General features: G+C 70.3%; 28 protein-coding genes. 11 read left to right on the top strand and 17 right to left on the bottom strand.

What is annotated here, in order from left to right; translation table 11 throughout:
- Positions 1-183: 183 nt before the first annotated feature.
- From AB0M08_RS22090 to AB0M08_RS22070, 5 genes are read right to left on the bottom strand one after another with little or no spacing between them, the layout of a single operon-like run.
- On the bottom strand, positions 184-684 hold the full coding sequence (locus AB0M08_RS22090) for a hypothetical protein (protein WP_364496148.1): 501 nt from the start codon (positions 682-684) through the stop codon (positions 184-186).
- Positions 685-733: 49 nt separating this feature from the next.
- On the bottom strand, positions 734-2335 hold the full coding sequence (locus AB0M08_RS22085; RefSeq protein ID WP_364496146.1) for a ubiquinol-cytochrome c reductase cytochrome b subunit: 1602 nt from the start codon (positions 2333-2335) through the stop codon (positions 734-736).
- Complete coding sequence (locus tag AB0M08_RS22080; protein WP_364496143.1) at positions 2332-3432, bottom strand: Rieske 2Fe-2S domain-containing protein; 1101 nt, start codon at positions 3430-3432, stop codon at positions 2332-2334. The genes AB0M08_RS22085 and AB0M08_RS22080 overlap by 4 nt, the downstream gene beginning before the upstream one ends.
- Positions 3429-4277, bottom strand: coding sequence for a cytochrome c (locus tag AB0M08_RS22075; RefSeq protein ID WP_364496140.1), 849 nt, complete (start codon positions 4275-4277; stop codon positions 3429-3431). The genes AB0M08_RS22080 and AB0M08_RS22075 overlap by 4 nt, the downstream gene beginning before the upstream one ends.
- A gap of 48 nt (positions 4278-4325) precedes the next feature.
- On the bottom strand, positions 4326-4922 hold the full coding sequence (locus tag AB0M08_RS22070) for a heme-copper oxidase subunit III (RefSeq protein ID WP_364496137.1): 597 nt from the start codon (positions 4920-4922) through the stop codon (positions 4326-4328).
- Between the two features lie 124 nt (positions 4923-5046).
- On the opposite strand from AB0M08_RS22070, the gene AB0M08_RS22065 reads away from it, so the two are divergent.
- The 4 genes from AB0M08_RS22065 to AB0M08_RS22050 all read left to right on the top strand — a co-directional run bounded on the left by AB0M08_RS22065 (position 5047) and on the right by AB0M08_RS22050 (position 8177).
- The gene (locus tag AB0M08_RS22065) at positions 5047-6048 is read left to right on the top strand and encodes a cytochrome c oxidase assembly protein (RefSeq protein ID WP_364496171.1); all 1002 of its coding nucleotides are present in this window, start codon (positions 5047-5049) and stop codon (positions 6046-6048) included.
- A 51-nt stretch (positions 6049-6099) separates the two neighbouring features.
- Entirely contained in the window at positions 6100-6531 is a 432-nt protein-coding gene (locus AB0M08_RS22060; RefSeq protein ID WP_364496134.1) for a hypothetical protein, read from the top strand.
- Positions 6532-6561: 30 nt separating this feature from the next.
- Positions 6562-7614 (top strand): anthranilate phosphoribosyltransferase, encoded by a 1053-nt coding sequence (gene trpD, locus AB0M08_RS22055; protein ID WP_364496131.1) that lies wholly within the window; start codon positions 6562-6564, stop codon positions 7612-7614.
- Between the two features lie 353 nt (positions 7615-7967).
- Positions 7968-8177, top strand: a complete 210-nt coding sequence (locus AB0M08_RS22050) for a hypothetical protein (protein ID WP_364496128.1) — start codon at positions 7968-7970, stop codon at positions 8175-8177.
- Positions 8178-8867: 690 nt separating this feature from the next.
- Here AB0M08_RS22050 and AB0M08_RS22045 read toward each other — a convergent pair.
- Together AB0M08_RS22045 and coxB are read right to left on the bottom strand one after the other, a co-directional pair.
- Complete coding sequence (locus AB0M08_RS22045) at positions 8868-9293, bottom strand: cytochrome c oxidase subunit 4 (protein WP_364496125.1); 426 nt, start codon at positions 9291-9293, stop codon at positions 8868-8870.
- 8 nt (positions 9294-9301) lie between these two features.
- Positions 9302-10207, bottom strand: coding sequence for a cytochrome c oxidase subunit II (gene coxB, locus AB0M08_RS22040; RefSeq protein ID WP_364496168.1), 906 nt, complete (start codon positions 10205-10207; stop codon positions 9302-9304).
- A gap of 199 nt (positions 10208-10406) precedes the next feature.
- Here coxB and AB0M08_RS22035 point away from each other — a divergent pair, with 199 nt between their 5' ends.
- Together AB0M08_RS22035 and AB0M08_RS22030 are read left to right on the top strand one after the other, a co-directional pair.
- Positions 10407-11543, top strand: a complete 1137-nt coding sequence (locus AB0M08_RS22035; protein WP_364496122.1) for an aminotransferase class V-fold PLP-dependent enzyme — start codon at positions 10407-10409, stop codon at positions 11541-11543.
- Positions 11540-11749, top strand: coding sequence for a sulfurtransferase TusA family protein (locus AB0M08_RS22030; protein WP_364496165.1), 210 nt, complete (start codon positions 11540-11542; stop codon positions 11747-11749). Before AB0M08_RS22035 ends, AB0M08_RS22030 begins: the two co-directional genes overlap by 4 nt.
- A 33-nt stretch (positions 11750-11782) precedes the next feature.
- Here the strand turns inward: AB0M08_RS22030 and AB0M08_RS22025 are convergent, their stop codons facing one another.
- The 4 genes from AB0M08_RS22025 to AB0M08_RS22010 form a co-directional block, all read right to left on the bottom strand.
- Positions 11783-12283 (bottom strand): ATP-binding protein, encoded by a 501-nt coding sequence (locus AB0M08_RS22025; protein WP_364496119.1) that lies wholly within the window; start codon positions 12281-12283, stop codon positions 11783-11785.
- 15 nt (positions 12284-12298) lie between these two features.
- Entirely contained in the window at positions 12299-13276 is a 978-nt protein-coding gene (locus AB0M08_RS22020) for a carbohydrate kinase family protein (RefSeq protein ID WP_364496116.1), read from the bottom strand.
- Between the two features lie 109 nt (positions 13277-13385).
- Positions 13386-13754, bottom strand: a complete 369-nt coding sequence (gene erpA, locus AB0M08_RS22015; protein ID WP_364496113.1) for an iron-sulfur cluster insertion protein ErpA — start codon at positions 13752-13754, stop codon at positions 13386-13388.
- 141 nt (positions 13755-13895) lie between these two features.
- A complete protein-coding gene (locus tag AB0M08_RS22010) occupies positions 13896-15002 on the bottom strand; it encodes a glycerate kinase (protein WP_364496111.1) in 1107 nt (368 codons plus the stop codon).
- A 60-nt stretch (positions 15003-15062) separates the two neighbouring features.
- Here AB0M08_RS22010 and nadA point away from each other — a divergent pair, with 60 nt between their 5' ends.
- From nadA to AB0M08_RS21995, 3 genes are all read left to right on the top strand, one after another.
- The gene (nadA, locus tag AB0M08_RS22005) at positions 15063-16241 is read left to right on the top strand and encodes a quinolinate synthase NadA (RefSeq protein WP_364496108.1); all 1179 of its coding nucleotides are present in this window, start codon (positions 15063-15065) and stop codon (positions 16239-16241) included.
- Between the two features lie 227 nt (positions 16242-16468).
- Positions 16469-17824 carry a UDP-N-acetylglucosamine 1-carboxyvinyltransferase gene (gene murA / locus AB0M08_RS22000; protein ID WP_364496105.1) on the top strand — a complete coding sequence of 452 codons (1356 nt, stop codon included), beginning with the start codon at positions 16469-16471 and terminating at the stop codon, positions 17822-17824.
- A 77-nt stretch (positions 17825-17901) separates the two neighbouring features.
- Positions 17902-18525, top strand: coding sequence for a DUF3043 domain-containing protein (locus AB0M08_RS21995; protein ID WP_364496102.1), 624 nt, complete (start codon positions 17902-17904; stop codon positions 18523-18525).
- Between the two features lie 416 nt (positions 18526-18941).
- Here the strand turns inward: AB0M08_RS21995 and AB0M08_RS21990 are convergent, their stop codons facing one another.
- Together AB0M08_RS21990 and AB0M08_RS21985 are read right to left on the bottom strand one after the other, a co-directional pair.
- The gene (locus AB0M08_RS21990) at positions 18942-19250 is read right to left on the bottom strand and encodes an AzlD domain-containing protein (RefSeq protein ID WP_364496100.1); all 309 of its coding nucleotides are present in this window, start codon (positions 19248-19250) and stop codon (positions 18942-18944) included.
- Positions 19244-20029, bottom strand: coding sequence for an AzlC family ABC transporter permease (locus tag AB0M08_RS21985; protein WP_364496097.1), 786 nt, complete (start codon positions 20027-20029; stop codon positions 19244-19246). Before AB0M08_RS21985 ends, AB0M08_RS21990 begins: the two co-directional genes overlap by 7 nt.
- Positions 20030-20137: 108 nt before the next feature.
- Here AB0M08_RS21985 and AB0M08_RS21980 point away from each other — a divergent pair, with 108 nt between their 5' ends.
- Complete coding sequence (locus AB0M08_RS21980; RefSeq protein ID WP_364496095.1) at positions 20138-20695, top strand: XRE family transcriptional regulator; 558 nt, start codon at positions 20138-20140, stop codon at positions 20693-20695.
- A gap of 107 nt (positions 20696-20802) precedes the next feature.
- Here AB0M08_RS21980 and AB0M08_RS21975 read toward each other — a convergent pair whose 3' ends face one another.
- The 4 genes from AB0M08_RS21975 to AB0M08_RS21960 all read right to left on the bottom strand — a co-directional run bounded on the left by AB0M08_RS21975 (position 20803) and on the right by AB0M08_RS21960 (position 25000).
- Positions 20803-21750: an ATP-binding cassette domain-containing protein gene (locus tag AB0M08_RS21975; RefSeq protein ID WP_364496093.1), complete on the bottom strand. Its 948-nt coding sequence runs from the start codon at positions 21748-21750 to the stop codon at positions 20803-20805.
- Positions 21747-22553: an ABC-2 family transporter protein gene (locus tag AB0M08_RS21970; RefSeq protein ID WP_364496091.1), complete on the bottom strand. Its 807-nt coding sequence runs from the start codon at positions 22551-22553 to the stop codon at positions 21747-21749. Before AB0M08_RS21970 ends, AB0M08_RS21975 begins: the two co-directional genes overlap by 4 nt.
- Entirely contained in the window at positions 22546-23406 is an 861-nt protein-coding gene (locus AB0M08_RS21965; protein ID WP_364496088.1) for an ABC-2 family transporter protein, read from the bottom strand. The genes AB0M08_RS21970 and AB0M08_RS21965 overlap by 8 nt, the downstream gene beginning before the upstream one ends.
- A 1036-nt stretch (positions 23407-24442) precedes the next feature.
- Positions 24443-25000 carry a hypothetical protein gene (locus tag AB0M08_RS21960; RefSeq protein ID WP_364496085.1) on the bottom strand — a complete coding sequence of 186 codons (558 nt, stop codon included), beginning with the start codon at positions 24998-25000 and terminating at the stop codon, positions 24443-24445.
- 346 nt (positions 25001-25346) lie between these two features.
- Between AB0M08_RS21960 and AB0M08_RS21955 the strand changes: the two genes are divergently transcribed.
- Positions 25347-25554, top strand: a 208-nt coding sequence (locus AB0M08_RS21955; RefSeq protein WP_364496083.1) for a hypothetical protein, incomplete at its 3' end; no start/stop codon positions are given.

Genomic DNA, 25554 nt, shown 5'->3' with positions numbered 1-25554 from the left:
GAGGACCAGGCCCCCGACCCGCCGATGACAAGGCAACCAACAGCAGAAAGCTAAACAAAATCAAGAAAATGTCTCGCTGGACTTGACAGGTTCCGTCACCGAGGCGCGGCAGATCACCGACAAGTACGTGGGCTACGGGGTCATGCAGAAGAGTGACGCCGCCTACGTGATGCTCGACAAGCACTACAAGGATGCCTGGCGGGCGAACACCGCGACGTACGCGGCCCGCCAGTCCGCCGCCGCCAACGTCACCTCGGTGGTCCGGAATACCGCCCAGGGCCCGGGCAACCCGCCGCCAGCGCCGCAGCCGGGATCCTCGGCCGCCAACGCGAACGCGCCGGGGCTCGGCGGATGACCGCCGCGCGAGCGCAGGAGCGCCGCCGGAATGATCCGGATCGGACCAGCAGGGCCGCGGCTGCCGCGTAGACCATGGCGGCCCAGCCCACAGCCCAGCATCACCGGGACGAACGCGGGGCTGTAGGCGGCGGTGAACACGGCGGCCAGCAGCGCGAGGGGCGCCGTGCCGAGCGGTGGTGGCCGGTCCCCGAACGCCTCCACCGCGCCGGTCACCGCGATCCAGGGCAGCAGGCAGCCGAGCGGCGCTGCCCCGCCGGTGAGCAGGACGGCCACGCCGGTCGCGATCGCCGTGCAGGCCGAGACGAGGTAGGCGACCGGGGTGCGCAAGCGAAAGGCCCGCCGGAACCGACCGGCGGGCCTTTCGCTACTGCTGAGGTCAGTGACCCGAGGAGATCTCCTCGCGCTTCTCGTTGGTGATCGGGGCCGGCGAGACCGGAGCCTCGGCCGGCTTCTCCACCGGGAAGAAGAAGCCCTTGACCGCCGGAGCGAGCGCACCGACACGGTTCATCTTCTTCGGTACGACCCAGCCCGCGTACTCCAGCGGGATCGGGTGACCGTGCTCGTCGACCGGGCCGAGCGGCTGGTGCACCTCGACGAACTGGCCGTTCGGGAGGCGCTTGATGATGCCGGTCTCCACGCCGTGCGCCAGCACCTCACGGTCGTGCTGCTGCAGGCCGAGGCAGATGCGCACGGACACGTAGTACGCGATCGGCGGGAGCAGCAGCAGGCCGATGCGGCCCGCCCAGGTCATCGCGTTGAGGCTGATGTGGAACTTGTCGGCGATCACGTCGTTGGAGCCGGAGATCGTCGCGACCATGAAGAACGCCAGCGCCATCATGCCGATGCCGACGCGCTCCGGGTTGTCGCGCGGGCGCTGCAGGATGTGGTGGGACTTGGTGTCCTTCAGCTTCCGCGCTTCCAGCCACGGGTACATCATCGGCAGCGTGAACAGCGCGCCGAGGCCGACCACTGCGGGCCAGAACAGCGGCGGGATGCTGTAGTTCCCGATGTAGATCTGCCAGTTCGGCATCAGACGGACCAGGCCGTCCATGAACATGACGTACCAGTCGGGCTGGGACGCCGAGGAGACCTCGGCGGCGCGGTACGGGCCGAAGAGCCAGATCGGGTTGATCTGGAAGAAGCCCGCCATGAACGCGATCACGCCGAAGCACGCCATGAAGAAGCCGCCCTGCTTCATGGCATACCGCGGGAACATCCGCTCGCCGACCACGTTCTCGTTGGTCCGCATCGGGCCCGGCCACTGGGTGTGCTTCTGCTTGAACACGATGCCCAGGTGGACGCTGATCAGGGCGAGCAGGATGCCCGGGATGATCAGCACGTGCGCGATGTAGAACCGGCCGATGATCAGCTCGCCCGGGTACTCGCCGCCGAAGATCGCGGCGGAGAGCCAGGTGCCGATGACCGGCAGGGCCAGCATGATCGCGGAGGCGATGCGGAGACCGGTGCCGGAGAGGCCGTCGTCCGGCAGCGAGTAACCGGTGAAGCCGGCGAAGAACCCGAGCAGGAAGAGCAGGACGCCGATCACCCAGTTGATCTCACGCGGCTTGCGGAACGCGCCGGTGAAGAAGACGCGCGCCATGTGCACCACGATCGACGCCATGAACAGCAGCGCCGCCCAGTGGTGCATCTGCCGCATGAACAGACCACCGCGGACCTCGAACGAGAGGCGCAGCGACGACTCGTACGCCGCGGACATCTCGGTGCCGTGCAGGGCGAGATACGGGCCGTCGTACGCGACCTCCTTCATCGACGGGTCGAAGAAGAGGGTCAGGAACGTGCCGCTGAGCAGCAGCACGATGAACGAGAACAGGGCGATCTCGCCGAGCAGGAAGGACCAGTGGTCCGGGAACACCTTGTTCAGGAGGGCCCGGAGCGGGGTGGCGGCCTGGAAACGGTCGTCGACGCCCTTGGCGAAGTTCGCGGTTGCCGCGGCGGGATCGAGCTTTCGGCGCTTCACGGCCGCTCCCAGAAGTCGGGTCCGACAGTGTCCTTGTAGTCAGACGTTGCCACAAAGTAACCTTCGGCGTCCACGGACAGCGGCAGCATCGGCAGACGGCGGGTGGCCGGGCCGAAGACCGGCTGCGCGTTGTCCACGATGTTGAACTGCGACTGGTGGCACGGGCAGAGCAGGCGGTTGGTCTGCTGCTCGTAGAGGCTGGCCGGGCAGCCGGCGTGCGTGCAGATCTTCGAGTACGCCACGTAGTTGCCGTACATCGAGCCCTTGTTGCGACCGTTCTTGTCCGCCTCGGCGTTCGCCCGGGTCAGCTCCGCGTCGTCGTCCCGCAGGTGGATCAGCAGCGTGGGCGAGTCGGCGTACTTGTTCGTCGCACCGCCCGGGATGCCCGGGTAGACGGTCATCTGACCGCCGGCGCTGACGTCGGCCGGGCGGATCGGGCTGCCGTCCTCGCGGGAGAGCCGCACCAGCTGACCGTCGTTCGACACGGGGTCGAAGCCGGTGTGGTACATCATCGGCTCTTCGCCCTTGTGTGGGTTCTCGATCAGGCCACCGATGATCGGCGCGCCGATCGCGATGCCGAGCGGCGCCATGCCGAGGGCGATCGCGCCCTTCAGCAGCGGGCGGCGCTGGACACCCAGCTCGTCCGCGACGTACAGCATGGTCTGGCCGGTGATGAGCCGTTCCTCGTCGCTGGACGGGTCACCGTGCCGCTGCTGGATCGAGAGCTCGTGCGGCAGCAGCTTCTTGGCCCAGGCCAGGATCGCGATGCCGAGCGAGAAGAGCGAGACGCCCAGCGTGATGCCGAGGATCGGGGTGTACCAGTCGCTCATCGTGCTGCCGAGCTCGAACTCCCACGGCAGCACGATGTAGAAGACGATGAAGGCGATCCCGGCCAGGCCGGAGATGATGAACAGCAGGCTGATGTTGCGGACGATCCGCTTCTCGGCCTTGGAGTTCTGCCCCTGGAACTGCGACTCGTACGTGACGATCTCGATGTCGTCCCGGCGCAGCCCCTCCTTCACGATGTCGAAGCGGGTCAGCTTCGGATCGTGGACGTCGACCGGAGAACCGGTCTCGCCGTGGTGGACGGCCGTCATGACTTCCCCGCAATCCAGAGCGACGTGAAGACCAGGATGGTGATACCGACCAGGAAGATCGCCATGCCCTCGGTCGAGGGACCGTAGCGGCCCAGGTTGAACACGCCACCCGGGTCACGGTCGTCCTGGATCTGGGTCTTGATGTACGTGATGATCTGGCGCTTCTGGTCCGGCGTCAGCTGGTTGTCACCGAAGACCGGCATGTTCTGCGGGCCGGTCAGCATCGCCGCGTAGATCTGCTCCGCCGTGGCGTCGCTCAGGCTCGGCGCGAACTTGCCGGACGACAGGGCGCCACCGCCACCACCGAAACCGTGGCAGGACGTGCAGTTGACCCGGAACAGCTCGCCGCCACGGGCCAGCGAGTCGGGGTCGGTCTCCAGGTCGTCGGTGAGCGAGCCCTCGGGAATCTCCGGGCCGCCGCCGATCTCCTGGACGTACTGCGCGATCTGGTCGGTCTCGTCGTCGTTGAACTGCGGCTTCTTCTGCTCCGCCTGGGCTTCCTGACGGGTCATCGGCATGCGGCCGGTGCCCACCTGGAACTCGACGGAGGCCGAGCCGACGCCGATCAGGCTGGGACCACGGCCCTCGACACCCTGACCGTCCCGCCCATGGCAGGTGATGCAGCTGGTGTCGAAGAGCTCCTTGCCCTGCTGAGCGGCGGTGGAGAGCTGGGTGTTGTCCTCGGCGAACGCGCCGGGGGTGAAGGCGGTGTACACGCCTCCGGCGAGCGCGAGCGCCGCGAGCATGCGCACCGCCGCGCCGAGCCGCCGGCGCACCCGGCTGGGCGCGCCGCGCCGCCGGGAGAACACCCGGGCACGCCTACGGGCGGGGGTGTCAGAAGTCATGGGCTATGTCCCTCTGGGTGTCGATCCTTGAAGCTCAGCGGATGCGTCTTACTGCAGCCAATAGATCATGGCGAACAGCGCGATCCACACGACGTCGACGAAGTGCCAGTAGTACGACACGACGATCGCCGACGTGGCCTGCGCCGGGGTGAAGCGCCCCATGGTCGTTCGGATCATGTAGATGATGAAGGCGATGAGGCCGCCGGTCACGTGCAGACCGTGGAACCCGGTGGTCAGGTAGAACATGGAGCCGTATCCGTCGCCGTTGAGCTTGACGCCCTCGTGCACCAGGTTCCGGTACTCGTTCGCCTGTCCGAGCACGAAGATCAGTCCCATCACGAACGTGATGGTGAACCAGCGCCGGAGTGCGAAGACGTCGCCCTTCTCCGCCGCGAAGACTCCCAGCTGGCAGGTCACCGAGGAGAGGACCAGGATCACCGTGAACGTCGTGGCGTAAGGGATGTTCAGTGCCTCGGTGTGCTCCTCCCACAGCTCGGGCGCCGCCGCGCGGATGGAGAAGTACATGGCGAACAAAGCCGCGAAGAACATGAGCTCACTGGAGAGCCACACGATGGTTCCGACGCTGACCATGTTCGGCCGGGTCAGCGAGTGGATCCGGCTCTTGTCGATGGCTGCCGCTGTCACGGGCTCATTATTCCCCCGACTTGGTCTCAAGGTCAGGCGGGGTCCCTAATCCGGCACTGTGTGCAGCCCGGAATATTCCGTGACCAGGGGGAAGGCATAGCCTCGACGGGTGCAGTCAGTCGAAATGCCCCCGCTGGCGGACGCGGGCGGGGATACTCAACTCCAGCCCTTCACCGCGGCGTCCATCTTCACTCATGTCCACGTGGTGAGCCTGATCGGTGTGGGTCTGCTGGTCTCCGCGGCGCTGTATCTCCACGGGGTACGCCGTCTCCGGCAGCGCGGCGATCACTGGCCGGGCGGGCGGACGGCGGCGTTCGTCGCGGGTGGACTCGGCTCCATCGCGGCGGTCACGGTGACCGGCGTGGAGGCGTACGACACCACGCTGATCTCGGTGCACATGGTCCAGCACATGGTGCTCTCCATGGTCGGGCCGATCTTCCTGGCCCTGGGCGCGCCGACCACGCTGGCCCTGCGCGTGCTGCACGGGCGGCCGCGCCGGACCCTGCTCGCGGTGGTCCACTCCCGCTACGTCCGGGTGCTGACGTTCCCGCTGGTCGCGTTCGGACTCTTCATCGCCAACCCGTTCGTTCTCTACTTCACCGGGTTGTACCGGCAGACCCTCGAGCACGCGTGGCTGCACGAGTTCATCCACATCCACTTCATGCTCACCGGGTGCCTCTTCTTCTGGCCGCTGCTGGGGCTCGACCCGCTGCCCAACCGGTGGCCGTACCCGGGACGTGCCCTGCTGATGGTGCTCTCGGTGCCGTTCCACACCGTGCTCGGCCTGACGATCATGCAGGCCACCGAGCTGCTGGGCGGCGACTGGTACCCGAACCTGCACCTCACCTGGATGGACCCGCACACCGACCAGGTCACCGCGGGCGGCATCCTCTGGGCCGGCGGCGAGGTCGTCAGCGTCACCATGCTCGGCATTCTGGTGGTCCAGTGGATCCGCCAGTCCGAGCGTGAGGCGAAGCGGATCGACCGCGCCCTGGACCGGCAGGAGGCCCTCGACAAGGACGAGGACGAGCGGAAGGTCGCGGAGGAGGCCGAGTGGCGCCGCCGGGAGGCGCTCAAGATCACAAACTCGGGAAACTCAGCGCGCCCGGACAACGACGCTGGATAACGAGTTCGGTACGATCGGCGTCGACCTACGACGTGAGGTGGGGCACAGCCAATGAGCGACGCGACGCCGACCAAGTACACCGTTCTCCTCTACAGCGACGACGCCGCCGTGCGTGACCGCTTCCGGCTAGCCATCGGCCCGCGACCCGCGGCCGACCTGGCCGTCGAGTTCGCGGACGCCTCCTCGTGGGAGGAGTGCCGCCGGCTGCTCGACGACTACGAGATCGACCTGATGGTGCTGGAGGGCGAGGCCACCCCGGCCGGCGGCCTCGGCATCGCCCGCCAGACCAAGGACGAGTACCCGTCGCCCCCGCCCACCTGCGTCGTCATCGCCCGCGCGGCGGATCGGTGGCTCGCGGCATACGCGCAGGTCGACGCTACGCTCCTGGCCCCGCTCGACCCGGTGACCACCGGGCAGACGGTCGCCGGGCTGCTCCGCGCCCGCCGGGACGGCGCCGTCCCGCTGGGTTCCCTCACCGCATAACTTCCAGAGACACCCCCCGGAGGCCCCGTCATGGGCGCACGCACCTGGCCGAATCTGATTAGCGCTCTCCTTCGTGGCGAGGACCTCGTCGGCGCGGACACGGCCTGGGCGATGGGCGAGATCATGGCCGGCAACGCCACGCCGGTCCAGATCTCCGGCTTCGCGGTCGCGCTGCGCGCCAAGGGCGAGACACCGGTCGAGCTGGCCGGCCTGGTCGAGGCGATGCTGGGGAGCGCCACCCCGGTGACGCTCCCCGAGGAGATCCGGACCAGGGCGGTCGACGTGGTCGGCACCGGCGGCGACCGGGCCAACACGGTGAACATCTCCACCATGGCGGCGATCGTGACGGCGGCGGCCGGGGTGACCGTGGTCAAGCACGGCAACCGGTCCGCCTCGTCCAGCACCGGCACCGCCGACCTGCTCGAGCACTTCGGCATCCCGCTCGACCTGGGCCCGGACGCCGTCAACCGGACGGTCGCCGAGGCGAACATCGCCTTCTGCTTCGCGGCGCGCTACCACCCCGGCATGCGGCACGCCTCGGTCACCCGGCGCGAGCTGGGCGTGCCCACCTTCTTCAACATGCTCGGCCCGCTGACCAACCCGGCCCGGCCCACCTCGGCCGCGGTCGGCTGCTTCGACCTGCGGATGGCACCGGTGATGGCCGAGGTGTTCGCCGCGCGCGGTGACTCCGCGCTGGTGATGCGCGGCGAGGACGGCCTGGACGAGTTCACCACCGTGGCGCCCACCCGGCTCTGGCTGGCCCGGGACGGCAAGGTGGAGGAGCTGGTGGTGGACGCGGTCGAGCTGGGCCTGCCGCGCAGCAGCCCGGCCGACCTGCGGGGCGGCGACTCGGCCTTCAACGCCGACGTGGCCCACCGCACGTTCGCGGGCGAGACCGGCCCGGTACGCGACGCCGTGGTCCTCAACGCGGCGGCCGCGTTCGCCGCGCAGAGCGGCTTCCCGGGCGACTTCCGGGAGACGCTGCGCGCCGGCATCGCCCGCGCCGGCGAAACGATCGACTCCGGCGCCGTCACCGCCCAGCTCCAGCGCTGGGTCACCGCCGCCCAGTCCGCCGCCGCCTGACCCTCACCCGGTCCGCTCCGCGCACTCCCGCCACGCGCGGCTCCCGCCCGCCCACTCCTGCCCACCCGCCATTCGTCGCCCACCGTCGTCACCCGTCGGCTTCCTGGAGGCCGCCTGCCGGCGCTACCGGCGCTACCGGCGCTACCGGCGCTACCGGCGCTACCGGTGCTACCGGTGCTACCGGTGCCGCCGGTGCCGCCGGTGCCGCCGGTGCCGAATCGTGATGTGCCAATTCGACGGATTACTGGAAAAAACCAGCAACACGCCGGTCAGAATGCCCGACAATGCCCGATTCGCATGACACCGTCTGAATGACATTCGGGTAATTCCACCTTCCGGCGAAGGAGACACCCGTGCCAGAACGAGAACTGCGCTGCGTCGTCTGCGACGGCGACATGCTCTTCGAGGTACCGCCCTGCGAGGACGGCCACGACGAGTGTCCCGAGCTGGTCTGCACCCGCTGCGGCGCCGCCGAGGTCATCGCCCCGATCGTCGTCCACCTGTGGATGCCGTCCGGTACGGGCCCCCGCCGCATCGCCCCACAGCAGCGCTCCGCCGCCTGACCACGCTCGCGTGTGAAGTTCGGCCGCTCGCCGCACCGATACTCCACACACCACCGCAAACAGCACGCCCTGTTGTGAAGTAGACGCACCCGAACTTCACACACGAGCAGCGGGCACAAGCAGCGGGCACGACGGACCTGGAGCGGCGGGCACCTGCGGGCACCCAACGTCGCACCAGTCCGGGACACACACTCCACGGCGCCGCGGCCGGTGGACCCGGGGCGGAACGGGTACGCGAACAGCGCGAGAGGGGCTGCAGGCGCACTCGAACAGCGCGTGAAGGGCGCCTGCACTCGAACGGCGCCTGAGGGCACCCGAACGGCGCCTGAAGGACGCCTGGTGCACCCGAACAGCGCCTGAAGGACGCCTGGTGCACCCGAACAGCGCCTGAAGGACGGCTGGTGCACCCGAACAGCGCGAGAGAGGCGGCGGGTGCACGCGATCAAGGGTGATCAGGGGCGGTGGGCGCACTCGATCCGCGACCGTGTGCTCGTGCAGCCGCCATCGGGGCGCCAGAACGACCCGGTCGGCGATGGTGGATTCCCGTCGCCCCGGCCGGACATGATCGTGAGCCCGGACCGCCCGTAACGCGCCACCGAACACGAACCGGCGTGGATCTTGGCAGGACATGCGAAGAGCCCGCGTCCCCTGGGGGGGCGCGGGCTCTCGGCGGACGTCAGACGACCGTGATCAGTGCTCGGCCGGGTGGCGGGTGCCGCTGTAGTACTCGAAGAGCATGCCGCAGGCCGTGAAGATCACGCAGATCAGGCCGAACGCGAGCAGCCACCACATCCAGAACACCAGGCCCAGGCCGGCGATCGCCGCGGAGAGCGCAATGCCGAAAGGCCAGTAGCTGCCCGGGCTGAAGAAGCCCAGCTCGCCGGCGCCCTCGGCGATCTCGCCGTCCTCCCGGTCCTCCGGGCGCAGGTCGATGCGCCGGGCCACGAACCAGAAGAAGCCGCCGCACATCGAGCAGAGGAGGCCGGAGAGGATCAGCGCGATCGTACCGACCCACTCGGTCTGGTGCTGCTGGCCGTGCGTGTAGAGACCGTAGACCGCGGCCGCTCCGAAGAGGAAGAGCGCGACGCCGGAGAAGATCTTGTATTCGGTACGCACCTGAGTCCCTACTTCCCGGTTCCGGAGGCGACCGTGTCGCCCTGGTTCCAGCTGTGCGTCTGGCGACGGGTGTTGAACGGCACCGTGGTGACGGCGTACGCCTGGTCACCGGTGTAGCCGATGGCCGCCATCGCCTCCTGGGTGGTGGAACCGTCCTTCTTCGCCGCCAGGAAGGTGTCGAACTTGTCCGCGGAGACCGCGACCAGCTCGAAGTTCATGAAGGCGTGGTACGTGCCGCAGAGCTCCGCGCACCGGCCGACGTAGCGGCCCTCCTTGTCGAGGGTCACCTCGAAGACGTTGCGGATGCTGCCCGGCATGACGTCGCGCTTGAACAGCAGCTCCGGCACCCAGAACGAGTGGATTACGTCCTTGCTGGTCTCCTCGAAGCGGATCTTCTCGCCGACCGGCAGGACCAGCAGCGGGATCACGTCCGACGAGCCGACCGTGGAGGCCACGGTGTGCGCGTCGACACCCATGCCGTCCCGGTAGTTGAACTGCCAGTTCCACTTGAACGCGGTGATCTCGACGATCTGGTCCGGGTTCTTGGAAAGCTTGTCCACATCGGTCTGCACGATCGCCGTGTAGTAGAAGAGCACCGCGACGATCAGCACCGGGGTGACCGTGTAGAGCACCTCCATCGGCATGTTGAACCGGGTCTGCACGGGCAGCTCTTCGCCGCGCTTGCGATACCGGATCACGCACCAGAAGATCAGGCCCCAGACGCCGACGCCGACGGCGAGTGCCGCGAGCACCGAAGCGATCCAGAGGTCGTACATCTCATGTGCCTGAAGGCTCACACCGCGGCCCGGCCAACCGAAGTGGCCGAACGCGCTGCCCCAGTCCTCGATCGAGCATCCCGAGAGCAACGTCAGCAGCGTCGCGCCGCCGAGACCCAGCCCGGCCGCCCGGCCCATCGCCCGCGGCCGTGTGGCCGAACTCCTTGCGCCCACCTGCTTCTGCCTCCTTAGCAGCGCCGCCTGCCGAAACCGGACACCTGGCGGCAAGGCTCACCGACGGTCGCACACTACTCGACCAGGCCCGCCCCGCCCGTCACCGGGGGGAGGACCAAGACCGCGAACAAAGACTCAACGTTTCGGACGATACCGTCGCGGTGTGGATTACACAGGTGATCCGGCGGTGTACCTGGACGCGGCCACCGCCGCTCCGCTCCATCCGGTGGCCCGCGAGGCGCTGCTCGCCTCGCTCGCCGACGGCTGGGCGGACCCGTCACGTCTCTACGCGGCCGGGCGGCGGGCCCAGCAGCTGCGCGACGCCGCCACCGCGGTGGTCGCTCAGATCCTCGGTGTACGACCGGACGAGGTGTCCTTCTGGCCCTCCGGCACGGCGGCGGCGCAGGCGGCCGTCCTGGGTGGTCTGGCCGGGCGCCGCCGGGCGGGGAACACGCTGGTCCACTCGGCGATCGAGCACTCCGCCGTGCTGCACGCGGCCGGTGCCGGCGAGGCGCACGAGGTGGGTGTGGACATGCTCGGCCACCTCGACCTGGACGCCTGGTCCACCGCCGTGGCCGCGCCGGGCGTGGCGCTCGCCGCCCTGATCAGTGCCAGTCACGAGGCCGGCACGCTGCAGCCGGTCGCCGCCGCCGCGGATTACTGCGCCGCGGCCGGGGTACCCCTGTACGTGGACGCCGCGCAGTCGGTGGGCCGGTTGCCGGTCCCACCGGGCTGGTCGCTGCTCAGCGCCAGCGCGCACAAGTGGGGTGGCCCGCCGGGTGTCGGCGTCCTGGCCGTACGCAAAGGGGTGCGATGGATCTCACCCACCCCTCAGGATGATCTTTATCGCCCGGGCCCGCCGGGCGCGGCGGACCTCCCGGCCATCGTGGCCGCCGCGGCGAGCCTGCGCGCCGTGACCGCCGAGGCCGCGGCCGAGTCGGCCCGCCTGTCCACCCTGGTCGACCGGATCCGCGACCGGGTGGCGGCGACGGTCCCGGACGTGGAGATCGTCGGCGACCCGGTCGGCCGTCTGCCGCACCTGGTCACCTTCAGCTGCCTCTACGTGGACGGCGAGGCCCTGCTGCACGCCCTGGACCGGCACGGCTTCGCCGTCTCGTCCGGCTCCTCCTGCACCGCCTCCACCCTGCGCCCCAGCCACGTCCTGGAGGCGATGGGCGTGCTGAGTCACGGCAACGTCCGCGTCTCCCTGCACCGCGACACCACCGAGCAGGACGTCGACCGCTTCCTCACGGTCCTCCCCGCACTGGTCGCCGAGATCCGGAAGGAGGCCGGGCTCTGATCACGCTGGACTGTCTCGGGCAGCGGTGTCCGTTGCCGGTGATCAGGTTGGCCAAGGCGATGCCCGGGGTGGCCGTCGGCGAGGTCGTCCGGGTGCTCGCGGACGACCCGGCCGCCGCCAACGACATCCCCGCCTGGTGCCGGATGAAGGGCCAGGAGTTCGTCGCCGGCGACGGCCACGCGTTCGACGTCCGCCGGATCAGCTGAGTGCCGGGTCAGCCGGATCAGCTGAGTGCCGGGTCAGCCGAGGTAGCCGACCACCTGCGGGACCGGTTCCCTCGCCAGGAAGGTGTCGACCACCAGGCGCGGGCCCAGGTACGGCTCGTACTCCGCCTGCCGTTCCAGGACACGCACCCAGTCCGGTACGCCGTCGTGGTCGCGGACCGCATAGCGCGCCTCGACCCGGCGCCGGTGCTCCGCGTCGTCGCCGCAGACCACCTCGACCACGCGCAGCGGCACCTTGAGGCGCTCGGCCAGGTCGACCCAGAGGTCACGGGCCGCCCGGACCGGGTTGACCGCGTCGATGATCACGCTGTGGCCGATCTTGAGCTGTTCCTCGGCGAGCGCGGCCACCACGGCGTACGCCGCGAAGCCGGGCCGGGGCTCCTGCACACCGTGGCGCTGCAGCGTGAAGTCGACGACGTCGACGGCGAGCACCGCCGCGGGCAGCTCGGCCGCGACCGAGGCGGCGAGAGTGCTCTTGCCGACACCGGGCAGACCGGCGAAGACCGCGAGGACCATGTAACTGTTCTACCCTCAGGCCGGGAGATGCGCCGCGATCTCGGCGACCGCCTCGTCGCCGTACGCCGCGGCGAAGCGCTTGAGGAAGTCGGCGTTCCTGATGTCGTACTCCTGGGTGCCGACCGTCTCCAGCACCAGCGCCGCCACCAGCGAGCCCACCTGGGCAGAGCGCTCCACGCCCAGCCCCCAGGAGAGGCCGGAGAAGAAGCCGGCCCGGAAGCCGTCGCCGACGCCGGTCGGGTCCTCGCCGATCACGTCCGGGACGACCGGGACGTGGATCCGCTCGATCTCCCGGCCGGTGATCTCCACGCCGTCCTTGCCGAGCGTGGTGACCCGGAACCGGACCTCGTCGAGGATCTGCTCGCCGGAGAGGCCGGACTTGGTCTCCAGCAGCGAGCGCTCGTACTCGTTGCAGAGCAGGTACTCGGCGCCGCGGATCAGGGTGAGCACGTCCGACCCGTCGACCCGGGCCAGCTGCTGGGAGGGGTCGGCGGCGAACTTGTAACCGCGCACGCGGCACTCCTCGGAGTGCCGGATCATCGCGGCCGGGTCGTTCGCGCTGATCAGGACCAGGTCGATGCCGCCGGCCCGCTCGACCACCGGGGCCAGCTCGATGTTGCGCGCCTCGGACATCGCGCCCGCGTAGAAGGACGCGATCTGGTTCAGGTCGTCGTCGGTGGTGCAGACGAAGCGGGCGGTGTGTGCCACGTCGCTGATGTGCACCGAGTCGCAGTCCACGCCGTGCCGCTCCAGCCAGGACCGGTAGTCGGCGAAGTCCGCACCGACCGCGCCCACCAGGATCGGCCGCAGACCGAGCTTGCCCATCCCGAACGCGATGTTCGGGGCGATGCCGCCGCGGCGGACCACCAGGTCGTCGACGAGGAAGGAGAGCGAGACCTTGTGCAGCTGGTCGGCGATCAGCTGGTCGGCGAACCTGCCGGGGAAGTGCATGAGGTGGTCGGTGGCGATCGAGCCGGTCACGGCGATCTTCATGGTGGCCCTCAGGGTTTCGGGAACGGGGGCTGTTACGCGTTGAGACTACCGGCCCGTTACGAGGAACAGGCCGCCCCGTTAACGGGACGGCCTGCCTGAAGGAACAGGATCAGTGGAACGAGTCGCCGCAGGCGCAGGAGTTCTGCGCGTTCGGGTTGTCGATGGTGAAGCCCTGGGCGTCGATCCGGTCCGCGAAGTCGATGGTCGCGCCGGCCAGGTAGGGGGCGCTCATCCGGTCCACCACGACCTCGACCCCGTCGAAGTCGCTGACGACGTCCCCGTCGAGCGAGCGCTCGTCGAAGAAGAGCTGGTAGCGCAGGCCGGAGCAGCCACCGGGCTGTACGGCGATACGCAGGCGCAGGTCGTCGCGCCCTTCCTGCTCGATCAGGGCCTTGACCTTCACAGCCGCGACGTCGGACAAGATGACGCCGGTCGGGGCGGTCGCCTCGGTCGACTCGGTGTGCGCTTCAGTGGTCACTAGTAACTCCCTGCCAGGTGCGGACATGTGCCGTACTGGCCAACGCTAACCCCATTCCCCCGGATTCCCAATCCGGGGAAATCCAGATCACCGCCATCCGACCGCCCCACCCACCGCCCTTGAAACGGAATATCGCTTCGCTTATCTGCTCCACTGCCCCGACAAGCGTTCCGCCAGTTCACGCAGCCCACGCGCGGGCTCGGAAAGGGCGGTCTCGACCGATCCGAAATGTTCGACGAGGGTGCGGGTCTCGGTCACCCCGGCGGCCGACGCCTCCCGGTGGCCGGTCTCGTTGCGCCCGGCCAGCACCACGCAGGGCAGGCCGCGGTCGCGCGCGCCGGCCGCGATCCCGGCGACCACCTTGCCGCGCAGCGACTGATGATCGAAGCTGCCCTCCCCGGTGATCACCAGATCCGCCGCATCCAGCTCCCGGTCCAGCCCGATCAGGTCGCTCACCAGCCGGATCCCCGACGTCACCCGCCCGCCGAGCGCGATCAGCGCCGCCCCGAGCCCACCGGCCGCTCCCCCACCGGGAGCAAGGTCGAGACCTTCCACCCCGAGACCCTTCTCGAGTACGCCCGCGAAGTGCGCGAGGGCGGCGTCCAGGAGAAGCACCTCCTCCCGCGTGGCGCCCTTCTGCGGGCCGAAGACGCTGCTCGCGCCGTGCAGGCCGATCAGCGGGTTGTCCACGTCCGTCGCCGCGACCAGGCTCACCCGCCGCAGCTGCGGAGCACCGGCCAGACCCGCCGCGGTGATCAGCGGCGCACCGCCGTAGGGCAGGGCGTACCCGGCCACGTCGACCGGGCCGGCGCCGAGCGCGGCGAGCATCCCGGCGCCCGCGTCGTTGGTCGCCGAGCCGCCCAGCCCGATCACCACCTCGGCCGCGCCGTACTCCACCGCGGCGGCGATCAGCAGGCCGAGCCCGTACGACGTGGTGGCCTTGGGGTCGCGCTCCTCCGGCGTGAGCAGGTGCAGCCCGCACGCCTGGGCGCTCTCCACATACGCGGTCGCACCGACCAGCAGGATCTCGCCCCGGGCCGGGCGGCCGAGCGGGTCGACGGTGTTCACCGGGATCCGGCGGCCGTCCAGCGCCGTGGCCAGGACCTCGACGAAGCCGGGGCCGCCGTCCGCGAGAGGGCGCTGCACCAGCACGTCGTCCGGGACGGACCAGCCGTCCACGACGGCCTGGGCGACTTCGGGGGCGGAGAGGGTACCGGCGAACTTGTCCGGACAGATCAGCACACGCACCCGGTGAGTGTGGCATCGCACTCCGTTCGGCGTCTCTACCGTCCCAGGTGCTGTGCGACCATGACGGACGTGACGTCGACCTGGACCGAACCCTCGAACACCCCGCTCTCGCTGCTGCTCCTCGGACAGGGCACCGACCCGGCGAGCGAGAAGGGCGTGGACTGCCCCGGCGATCTGCCCGCACCCAGCGACCCCGGCCTGGTGGCCCGGGCCGAGGCGGCGAAGGCCGCGCTCGGCGACCGGGTCTTCGTGCTCGGGCATCACTACCAGCGTGACGAGGTCATCCGGTTCGCCGACGTCACCGGCGACTCGTTCAAGCTCGCCCAGCAGGCCGCGGCCCGCCCGGAGGCCGAGTTCATCGTCTTCTGCGGCGTGCACTTCATGGCCGAGAGCGCGGACATCCTGACCAAGCCCGAGCAGAAGGTGATCCTGCCGGACCTCGCGGCGGGCTGCTCGATGGCCGACATGGCGGTGCTCGGACAGGTCGAGACGGCCTGGGAGCTCTTCGAGGACCTGGGCATCGCGAACGACATCGTGCCGGTGACCTACATGAACTCGTCGGCCGACATCAAGGGCTTCGTGGGCCGCAACAAGGGCGTGGTCTGCACCTCGTCGAACGCCAAGCGGGCCCTGACCTGGTCATTCGAGCAGGGCAGCAAGGTGTTCTTCCTCCCCGACCAGCACCTGGGCCGCAACACGGCCGTACTGGAGATGGGGTTTGATCTTGACGATTGTGTGCTCTACGACCCGCACAAGAAGAACGGCGGGCTGACCGACGAGCAGCTGCGGAACGCGCGGATGATCCTCTGGCGCGGCCACTGCTCGGTGCACGGGCGCTTCACGCTGGACAGCGTGAACGAGGTCCGTGAGCGGGTCCCCGGTGTGAACGTGCTGGTCCACCCGGAGTGCCGGCACGAGGTGGTGCAGGCCGCCGACCACGTGGGCTCGACCGAGTACATCATCAAGGCTCTCGACGCGGCGCCCGCCGGATCCGCGTGGGCGGTCGGCACCGAGCTGAATCTGGTCCGCCGGATGGCCCTGGCCCACCCGGACAAACAGATCATGTTCCTCGACCGGACGGTCTGCTACTGCTCCACCATGAACCGCATCGACCTCCCTCACCTGGTGTGGACCCTCGAGGAACTGGTCGCCGGACGTGTCCCGAACGTGATCACCGTCGACGAGAAGACGGCGGAAGAGGCCCGCGTCGGTCTTGACCAGATGCTCGCACTGCCCTAAAGGGCAAACCTCGAGAAGTCACTCTCTGTAGCCGGGAGAATTCATCCGCTCGGGTGATTCCCCGGCTACAGCACGTTAGCGAGCATTTCTCGGCGTTTCCTGTGCGTCCACGACTGGCGTGTTTGTCACTCAGCGCTATGCTTCCCCGGTTGCAGGATCGGGTACCCCCACTCGAATTCTGCCCCTCGATCACCGGGCGCCCACACGCCCGCCGGCTGGAGGTTACGTTGACCGACGATGTCCTGATCGTGCACGGCGGTACGCCGCTGCAGGGTCAGATCCGGGTCCGTGGCGCCAAGAACCTGGTCTCCAAGGCGATGGTCGCCGCCCTCCTGGGCGAGTCACCGAGCCGCCTCTACGACGTACCGCGGATCCGCGACGTCGAGGTCGTGCGCGGTCTGCTCGGCCTGCACGGCGTGAAGGTCAGCGACGGCGCCGAGGACGGCGAACTGGTGATGGACCCCACGAACGTGGAGAGCGCCAGCACCGACGAGATCAACGTGCACGCCGGGTCGAGCCGGATCCCGATCCTGTTCTGCGGCCCGCTGCTGCACCGTCTCGGGCACGCGTTCATCCCGGACCTCGGCGGCTGCCACATCGGGCCGCGCCCCATCGACTTCCACATCCAGTCGCTGCGCGAGTTCGGCGCGGTCGTCGACAAGACGCCCGAGGGCATGCACCTCAGTGCGCCGAACGGGCTGCACGGCGCCAAGCTGGAGCTGCCGTACCCGAGCGTCGGCGCCACCGAGCAGGTGCTGCTCACCGCGGTCCGCGCCGAGGGCATCACCGAGCTGCGCAACGCCGCCATCGAGCCGGAGATCATCGACCTGATCTGCATCCTGCAGAAGATGGGCGCGATCATCACGGTGCACACCGACCGGGTCATCGAGATCCAGGGCGTGCCGAAGCTGTACGGCTACGAGCACAAGCCGATCCCGGACCGGATCGAGGCCGCCAGCTGGGCCGCCGCCGCGCTCGCCACCCGCGGCGAGATCGAGGTGCTCGGCGCCCGCCAGGCCGACATGATGACGTTCCTGAACGTCTACCGGAACATCGGCGGCGAGCTGAAGATCACCGACGACCGGGTGGCCCGCAACGGCGTCACCGGCGCCGAGGGCGGCATCAAGTTCTGGCACCCGGGCGGCGAGCTCAACGCCGTCGCGCTCGAGACCGACGTACACCCCGGTTTCATGACCGACTGGCAGCAGCCCCTGGTCGTCGCCCTGACCCAGGCCCGCGGCATCTCGATCATGCACGAGACCGTCTACGAGCAGCGGCTCGGCTACACCGAGGCGCTGAACCAGATGGGCGCCACCATCCAGGTCTACCGGGACTGCCTCGGCGGCACCCCCTGCCGGTTCGGCCGCCGCAACTTCATGCACTCCGCGGTCATCGCCGGCCCGTCCAAGCTGCACGCCGCCGACCTGGTCATCCCGGACCTGCGGGCCGGCTTCGCGCACCTGATCGCCGCCCTGGCCGCCGAGGGCACCTCCCGGGTGTACGGCGTCAACCTGATCAACCGCGGCTACGAGGACTTCGAGGCCAAACTGGCCGCCCTCGGCGCTCACGTCGAGCGTCCGTAACCCCTCCCAGCCTGCAATTTCGTCACGATCAACGGCGCGGTGTGTGACACACCGCGCCGTTTGGCTACGCTCGTGGCGTGTCCCCGCTGTTTCGCCGCAAGAGCACCGACCTCGTCGCCGACGCCACCACCTCGGTCACCGACGAGGCGACGAGTGCCGCCCGCTCCAAGAGCTACACGCCCAGCAAGAAAGAGCTGGGCGTGGTCACGCCGAAACGCGCCCAGCAGGGCCGCCGGGTGCAGGAGGCCGCCCCGGCGAACCGCAAGGAGGCGACGAAGCAGCTCCGCGAGCGCCAGCGGATCGAGCGCGCCGAGGCCGCCGAGGGCATGCGCAACGGCGACGAGCGCTACCTGCTCGCCCGTGACCGGGGCCCGGAGCGCGCCCTGGTCCGCGACATCGTCGACTCCCGCCGCACGGTCGGCTCCTTCTTCATCGCCGGCGCCGTGATCGTCCTGGTCGGCTCCTCGGTCAACATCGAGGCCGTCCGCCTGGGCAGCAACATCCTCTGGGCCCTGCTCGCCTTCGCCGTCGTGGTCGACAGCGTCTTCATCGCCCGCCGCATCAAGAAGCTGGTCACGGCCCGCTTCCCGAAGACCGACCAGCGCCTGGGCTCCCTCTACCTGTACGGCGTCATGCGCGGCCTCACGTTCCGCCGCATGCGCGTCCCCAAGCCCCGCATCGACCTGGGCACCACGGTCTGACCCTCCCGCACTCCCCGGGGCAGGACACAGGCTCAGTCGCCAGGCCCGACCAGCCGCCAGGCCGGCCCCCGCCATCAGACCGGGCCCGTCGCCAGGCGGGCCCGTCGCCAGGCGGGCCCGTCGCCAGGCGGGCCCGTCGCCAGGCCGGATCAGTCACGGATCAGTCGGCTGGTGCTCAGGCGTGTCTGAGGCCCCGGGAAGCATCCCGGAGCGCCAGCCAGGATCCGAAAGCTGGGCTCCAGGGGTGTGTGAGGCGGGTTGAGGCACCCCTGACGACCAGCCAAGACTCGGCGACTGGCGCCCACGGGTGTGATCGCCAGATCAGGTACACCGCGCCACGACGCTCCCCACGCCACGGGGTGCCTGGCGCCGGGGCGGGCGTGAGAGCGGGCGGATGGGTCCCTGCCTCGACGCGGTCAGGGGATGCCCGCCAGGCGCAGGAGGGCGGTGACCGTGGCGGCGGCGAGGACGACCACGATGAACGGGGCGCGGCGCCAGGCCAGCAGTACGCCGACGAGGACGCCGGCCGGGCGGGCGGTCCCGGCGAACGTGACGTCGGCCATCAGGGCGGACGTTCCGGCCAAGGCGGCGAGCAGTGCGGCGGCGGCCATCGGGAGGGTCCGCTGCAGGGCGGGTGACAGCTTCAGGCGGTCGCGCAGGAGCACGCCGCTCAGACGGATCGTGTAGGTACCCACGGCGAGCGCCACGATCACGGCGATCAGCATCGGGCCTCCCGGTCCGTCGCATCGTTCATGGCGGCCATACCGGATTCATCTGGACGAACGGGTGGTTTTCGGGGCGCGGGAACGCACGGTGGCGATGACGGGCGGGCCGGGCGGCGCAGGAGGGTGAACGGGCGCGGGAGGCCGAGCAGGCCCAGGAGGGTGACCGGGCGCAGGAGGGTGAGCAGGCCCAGGAGGGCGCAGAGAACGGGAAGGCCCGCGGGGAGGACCGGGGTCAGCAGGACGGCGATCGCCATGCCGGACAGGGCGACGCGACGGGTGTCGCGGTCCTTCAGGGACGGCAGGATCAGGGCGAAGAGGGCCGCGGGGAAAGCGGCGTCCAAGCCGAGCGTGCCCGTGTCGCCGATGGCGCCGCCCAGCAGGGTGCCGAGGATGGTGCCCAGGTTCCAGCTGAGGAAGAGCGTGATGCCGACCAGCCAGTAGACGCGGCGGCGGGCCTCGGCGGTCTCCTCGGCCAGGGTGAAGGCGACGGCCTCGTCGGTCATCAAGTGGCTGCCGATCAAGCGGTTGCGCAGGCGTGGGCCGACCGTCTCGGCGACCGCGAGGCCGAAGGGCAGGTGGCGGGCGTTCAGCAGCAGGCCGGCGGCCACGGCGGCCAGCGGGTTACCCGCCGCGAGTAGGCCGGCGGCCAGGAACTGAGCCCCGCCGGCGAAGACGAAGACCGACATCGCGGGCGCGAACCACCACGGGAGGGCGTACGCGAAAGAGATCGCACCGAAAGAGGCGCCGACCGCGATCATCGCGGCAGCGAGCGCGGCCACGTCGCGAGGCCGCGCTCGTGTTCGATATAACGTCCCCATAGTTCGTCATGCTGAACGAAGGCGAAGTGTTCGTCAAACCGAACAACCCGACCGATGGAGCGAACACACATGCAGCAGCCGGCACCGCCGCTCGCCGTCATCGCCGCCGCCCTTCGCCGGGAACGGGAGCGGGCCGGGATCACGCTCACCGAACTCGCCCGGCGCGCAGGGCTGGCCAAGTCCACGTTGTCGCAGCTGGAGGCGGGTACCGGGAATCCGAGCATCGAGACGCTCTGGGCGCTCGGGGTGGCGCTCGGCGTGCCGTTCAGCCGGCTGGTCGAGCCGGAACCCTCGCCGATCCGGGTGATCCGCGCGGGTGAGGGGGCCACTCGGCTGCGCGCCGATCACGCCGACTTCGTGGCGACGCTGCTCGCGGCGGGGTCACCGCATGTGCGGCGGGATCTGTATCTGATGGAGCTGGAGCCCGGGGTCGCGCGGGAGGCCGAGGCGCACATCCCGGGCAGCACGGAGCACATCGTGGTCGGTGCCGGGAGGATCAGAATCGGTCCTGCGGATGATCCGGTCGAGGTCGGACCGGGCGACTACGTGTCGTTTCCAGGGGATATTCCGCATCGGTACGAGGCTCTGGAACCGTCCTGGGCGGTGCTGATCATGGAACACCGCTAGCTCTTCCTGGCTGGTTCTCAGGGGTGCCTCGGCCGCTCGAGGCACCCCTGAGAACCAGCCAAAACCCGCCGGCGTCGAGGTGGAGAGAGCCCTGGGGGGACGGTGGGCTATGTGGTGTAGAGGCGGGCCACCACGTCCTCGATGTCCGGCTCGACCACCGAGAGATCGCGGATCGGGACCGCCGCCACCAGGGCCGCGACCGCCTCGCCGGCGGTGGCCGCGTCGAGGGCGAACGTGGCGCGGTGGCGGTCGGCCTCGACCGAGGTCAGCGTGGTGCCGGGCAGCGTGAAGCCCTCGGGCAGCGGCACCGCCAGGTCGGCGACCAGGCTGCGGCGGGAACCGTAGCGGGCATGCAGCGCGTCGATCGTGCCGTCGTGCACCACGCGTCCGTGATCGATCACCACGAGGCGCTCGCAGAGGCGTTCGATATCGGCCAGGTCGTGGGTGGTCAGCACCAGGGTGACGTCGCCCGTGGCGCCCAGCTCGGCGAGGAACGAGCGGACCGCCTGCTTGCTGACCACGTCCAGGCCGATCGTCGGCTCGTCCAGGAAGAGCACCTCCGGGCCGTGCAGCAGCGCCGCGGTCAGCTCGCCGCGCATCCGCTGGCCGAGGGAGAGCTGGCGGACCGGGGTGTCCAGGAACCCGTCCAGGTCCAGCAGGTCACGGCAGCGCTTCAGCCGGCCCGCGTGTTCGGTGGCGGGCACCCGGTAGATGTGCCGGAGCAGCGCGAACGACTCGCGCAGCGGCAGGTCCCACCAGAGCTGCGAGCGCTGGCCGAAGACCACGCCGATCCGGAGCGCCAGCCGGATCCGCTGCGGCACCGGGACGAGACCACAGACCGAGACCTCGCCGCCGGACGGGGTCAGCACGCCGGTCAGCATCTTCAGCGTGGTCGACTTGCCGGCGCCGTTCGGGCCGATGTAGCCGACCATCTCGCCGCGCTCGATGGTCAGGCTGACCCCGTCGACCGCGTTCACGACCCGCTTCTCCCGGCGGAGGCGGCCCTTCTTCACGCGTACGGAGAAATCTTTTCGAAGGTCTTTCATCGTGATCATGAGCCGGTGCTCCGATAGTGGCGGATGCCGACGCGCCAGACGGCGGCGGCGAGGCAGGCCGCGACCAGCGCGACGAGCGGGGAGACGAAGCCGGCCCAGGACGGCAGGCCCAGGGGATCGGTCCGGCCGAGGAGCGCCAGCGCCGGCTGGTAGGCGACGAAGGCGAAGCCCATGGCGTACGCGAAAAGGTTGCGGAACCACTCTCCGTAGACGGTGATGGGGTACGCCGTGAAGTCGCGCCCGCCGTAGGTGAAGGCCGAGCCGATCTCGCCGGAGTCGACCCACCAGAACGCGAGAGTGGCGCTGACCACGAAGATCGAGCCGAAGAAGAGGCTCCCGGCGAGCGGGGTGATCACGACGAGCACCACCCGCGCGGGCGTCCAGTGGATGTCGTTGGCGCCGATCGCGACCGCCAGCACGGCGACGCCGAACACCACCCGCAGCAGCTTCCGGATCGGCAGGTCCATCAGCAGGAGCTGCGGCAACGCGCCGAGCGGGCGGACCAGCACCGCGTCCAGCGTGCCGGCCCGGACGTACGTCTTGAGCCGGTCCACATTGCCGACCAGGAAGTCGGCGAACGCGAACGCGGCCGAGCTCAGCCCGACGGTGAGCGCCGCCTCGGCAAGGGTGAATCCGCCCACTATCGGGGTGGCTCGGAAGAGTACGAGGACCGCCAGCACGTCGAGGACGGTGGCGCCCATGTTGGCCACCATCTCCACCACGAACGAGGCACGGTAGGAGAAGACCGAACGGGCCTGTGCTCCGGCGAGGGCGGCGTACGCACGCAGATTCCCCTCAGCCACCCTGAACCACCAGGCGCTTCTCGGCCCGGCGCTGGACCAGGGCGGCGAGCCCGAGCACCGCGACCGCCCAGAAGAGCTGGAGCGCGACCAGGCCCGCCTGCATCGCCGGGGTGTCCCGTTCGGCGGCCACGTCGAGTGGCGTCTGCAACAGGCTGGGCAGCGGCGTGGCCACCCAGAGGGCGACCGAGAACCACTCCGGGAGCAGCCGCAACGGGAAGTAGAGGCCGCCCAGCACGCCGGCGCCGAGCGTCCACATCATCAGCGGGCCGCGCGCGTCGTGCAGCCAGTACGCGGTCGCGTTGACGAGAAACCGACAGCCGAAGCTCACCACGACGGCGAGTAGCACGGAGAGCAAGAAGAGCGGGACGGTCTGCCACCGGGTCGGCGTACGGAGAGGGAAGAAGAGCAGACCCACCACCAGCGGCGGTACGAACCGGGTCAGCATGCCGTGGCCGGCCCGCCCCAGGTCAGAGGCGAGATAACTGGTCACCGGGGAGACCGGACGTAACAGATCGGCTGCGACATCGCCACTACGGATGCGGTCGGCGAGTTCCGTCCAGCCCCACATTCCGACCACGCTGAGTAACCCTTGCCCCAACCAGACGTAGGTGGCGAGCTGTTCGGCGTCGTATCCCGCGGCCCGGCCGCCGATCGCGCTCGCCGCCACGGCCAACAGCACGTAGCAGCGCAGGAAGCCGAAGACTATGTTGGTGAACGTTCCGGCTATGGTGGCCTGACGATAGGTTGCGTACCGCCGGAAACCCGACCCGACGAGTGCACCGAAAGTAGTGACCGCGCCGCGAAAGGGACCGTCCGGAGAGATCGTGAGCACGCTGGCGTCTTTCCGGGCCACGCCGTTAATCTCCTTTCCAAACACCCGCAGTGGAGCCGGGCGACTCTACCCGGGTCACCGCCGACCACGGCTCGATTTTTCTCAAAGGTGGAGTTCGCCGTGACGGAGCGTTGCCAATCACCGGGTCTCCCGTTGGGCGCGCGATGAACGGTTGGAGTTCCCGCCCTGGTGCGGACAGCTGGGACGACGAGCCGGCGTGGGTCTACGAGATCACCTGGGAATGGGAACCCGTCCCCGGGCAGCGGTATCCGGGCGACCCCGGACGCCGGAAGGCCGTGCACACTCCGGTCTACGAGGCGTCCCGTGGTGGCAGCGCGCCGGTGAGCTCGGCTCCCGCGACCGGCGGGCCGTCCGGGCGCGCCACGGTGGGGCAGCCGCCGTCGTGGGGTGGCGACCAGTGGACCGGGGATCAGTCGTCCTGGGGCGGGGAGCAGTCCTGGGGTGGCGAGCGCCGGGGCCAGCAGCAGCGCGAGGAGCCGTCGTGGAACCGGCCCGCGGCCTCGGCCGACCCGCGTGGTGGTGCGCCCGTCTACGGGCGGCCGCAGGGGCCGACGCCGCAGGGGCCGACGCCGGGACGATCGGTGCCGGTGACGCCGGGGCGGTCGTCCAGCGTGCCCGTTTCTCCGGGGTCTTCCGGCTCTACGGGGTCTTCTGGGCGGCCGGGGTCGCCGTCCATGCCCGGGCGACCTACCGGTGGGCGGATGCCGCAGCCGGGGAACCAGCAGTCCGGGACTCATCCGCAGCCGGGTGGTCAGCAGTGGGGGCAGCCTCCCCAGGGGCAGCAGCGCAGGCCGGGGCCCGGTCCTGCTCAGCAGGGGCAGCCCGGTCAACCCGGGCAGCCTCCGCGGGGGCCGATGCCGCCGCAGGGGCCGCAGTCTCGGTTCGGGGGGCCGGGGCAAGCCCGGCCCGAGGGCGAGGGCTATCCGGGGCGGCGTCCCGAGCAGGGTGGGCCACGGCCGGACCAGCGCACCGGTGGCGGGCCGCGGCCGATGTCGCCGGCCGGGCCGAGCTACGGTGCCGCGCGGCCGGCTCCCGCCTACGACGAGCGTCGCAGCGGGCCCGGGCGTACGCCGGACTCGCCGTTCGATCTGCGTCCCGTGCCACAGGACCGGAACTCGCCGATGCCCTCGCGGCCCGCGGCGCAGCCGACCCGGGTCACGCCGCAGCAGCCGGCCATGCCGCCGGCGGCGATGTACCCGGGCGGACCCGGGGTTCCGCCCGGGACCACGCCGGTCGCCCCGGTCTCCGGGACCGCTCCGGCCGGCGGGTATCCCGATCGGCTGCCGAGCCGGCCGGTGTCGGGGACGGCGCCGGTCACACCCGTGTCCGGGGTCGCGAGTCCGCAGGGGTATGGGCCCCGGGATGCCGACTGGCTCCCGAACCGGCCGGTCTCCGGGGTGGCCACGCCGGGTGTCGCGCCCGTGTCGGGGATCGCGTCGCCGGTTTCCGGCACCGCTCCCGTGTCCGGGGTCGCGTCGCCGATCACGCCCGTGTCCGGGGTGGCCGGGCCCGGTGGGTGGGGTGCGAGCCAGCCGGTCTCCGGGGTCGCTACGCCGGGTGTCGCGCCGGTCTCCGGGGTCGCCTCGCCGGTCACGCCCGTCTCCGGGGTCGCCGGGGTGGGCGGGTATCCGCAGGAGGGCTCCGGGTGGAGCGCTAGCCGGCCGGTGTCGGGCGTCGCCTCGCCCGTCTCCGGGATTCCCGTGTCCGGGCTCGCAGCTCCGGCGCCAGCGCATGCCGCCGAGCCGTTCGCGGGTGCGCCCGGTACGGGTGTGCCGGGCTTGCCGGGTACGGAGACTCCGGGTGCCGGGGTGCCGGGTGCCGGGAACGCCGGGGCGGGTTTCGGGGCGCCGTTGCCGCGGCGGACGCCGAGTCCGGAGGGGCAGTCCGGGCGGGATGGCGAGACGCCGCGTCCGTATGGCGCAGACCCGGTGGCGCAACCGGTGGCACAACCGGAGGACCTGACACGGCCGCTGGACCCCCGGCGTGCGGGGCAGCAGCCGCCGGTCGCGGGGCGTCACGAGGAGCAGGCGCAGGGACGGTACGGGGACCTGGGGGCGCATTCGCGTGCCGAGGACCAGACCCGGCCGCTGGACCCGCGCCGGGCAGACCTCGGCGGTGCGCACGTCGAGGTGCCGTCGGCACCGCAGG

The organism is Actinoplanes sp. NPDC051851, from assembly GCF_040681165.1.
In the GTDB taxonomy this organism is placed as follows: domain Bacteria; phylum Actinomycetota; class Actinomycetes; order Mycobacteriales; family Micromonosporaceae; genus Actinoplanes.
This window is presented reverse-complemented; position numbering and strand designations above follow the sequence as displayed.

Bases quoted from the DNA above. Each gene is read 5' to 3' on its own strand.
- AB0M08_RS22065 (WP_364496171.1), top strand. From the start codon at position 5,047: ATGCCCCCGCTGGCGGACGCGGGCGGGGATACTCAACTCCAGCCCTTC.
- AB0M08_RS21980 (WP_364496095.1), top strand. From the start codon at position 20,138: ATGCAGCAGCCGGCACCGCCGCTCGCCGTCATCGCCGCCGCCCTTCGC.
- nadA (WP_364496108.1), top strand. From the start codon at position 15,063: ATGACGGACGTGACGTCGACCTGGACCGAACCCTCGAACACCCCGCTC.
- trpD (WP_364496131.1), top strand. From the start codon at position 6,562: ATGGGCGCACGCACCTGGCCGAATCTGATTAGCGCTCTCCTTCGTGGC.
- coxB (WP_364496168.1), bottom strand. From the start codon at position 10,207: ATGGGCCGGGCGGCCGGGCTGGGTCTCGGCGGCGCGACGCTGCTGACG.
- AB0M08_RS22060 (WP_364496134.1), top strand. From the start codon at position 6,100: ATGAGCGACGCGACGCCGACCAAGTACACCGTTCTCCTCTACAGCGAC.
- AB0M08_RS21975 (WP_364496093.1), bottom strand. From the start codon at position 21,750: ATGATCACGATGAAAGACCTTCGAAAAGATTTCTCCGTACGCGTGAAG.
- AB0M08_RS22080 (WP_364496143.1), bottom strand. From the start codon at position 3,432: ATGACGGCCGTCCACCACGGCGAGACCGGTTCTCCGGTCGACGTCCAC.
- AB0M08_RS22025 (WP_364496119.1), bottom strand. From the start codon at position 12,283: ATGGTCCTCGCGGTCTTCGCCGGTCTGCCCGGTGTCGGCAAGAGCACT.
- AB0M08_RS22075 (WP_364496140.1), bottom strand. From the start codon at position 4,277: ATGACTTCTGACACCCCCGCCCGTAGGCGTGCCCGGGTGTTCTCCCGG.
- AB0M08_RS21990 (WP_364496100.1), bottom strand. From the start codon at position 19,250: ATGCTGATCGCCGTGATCGTGGCGCTCGCCGTGGGTACCTACACGATC.
- AB0M08_RS22020 (WP_364496116.1), bottom strand. From the start codon at position 13,276: ATGAAGATCGCCGTGACCGGCTCGATCGCCACCGACCACCTCATGCAC.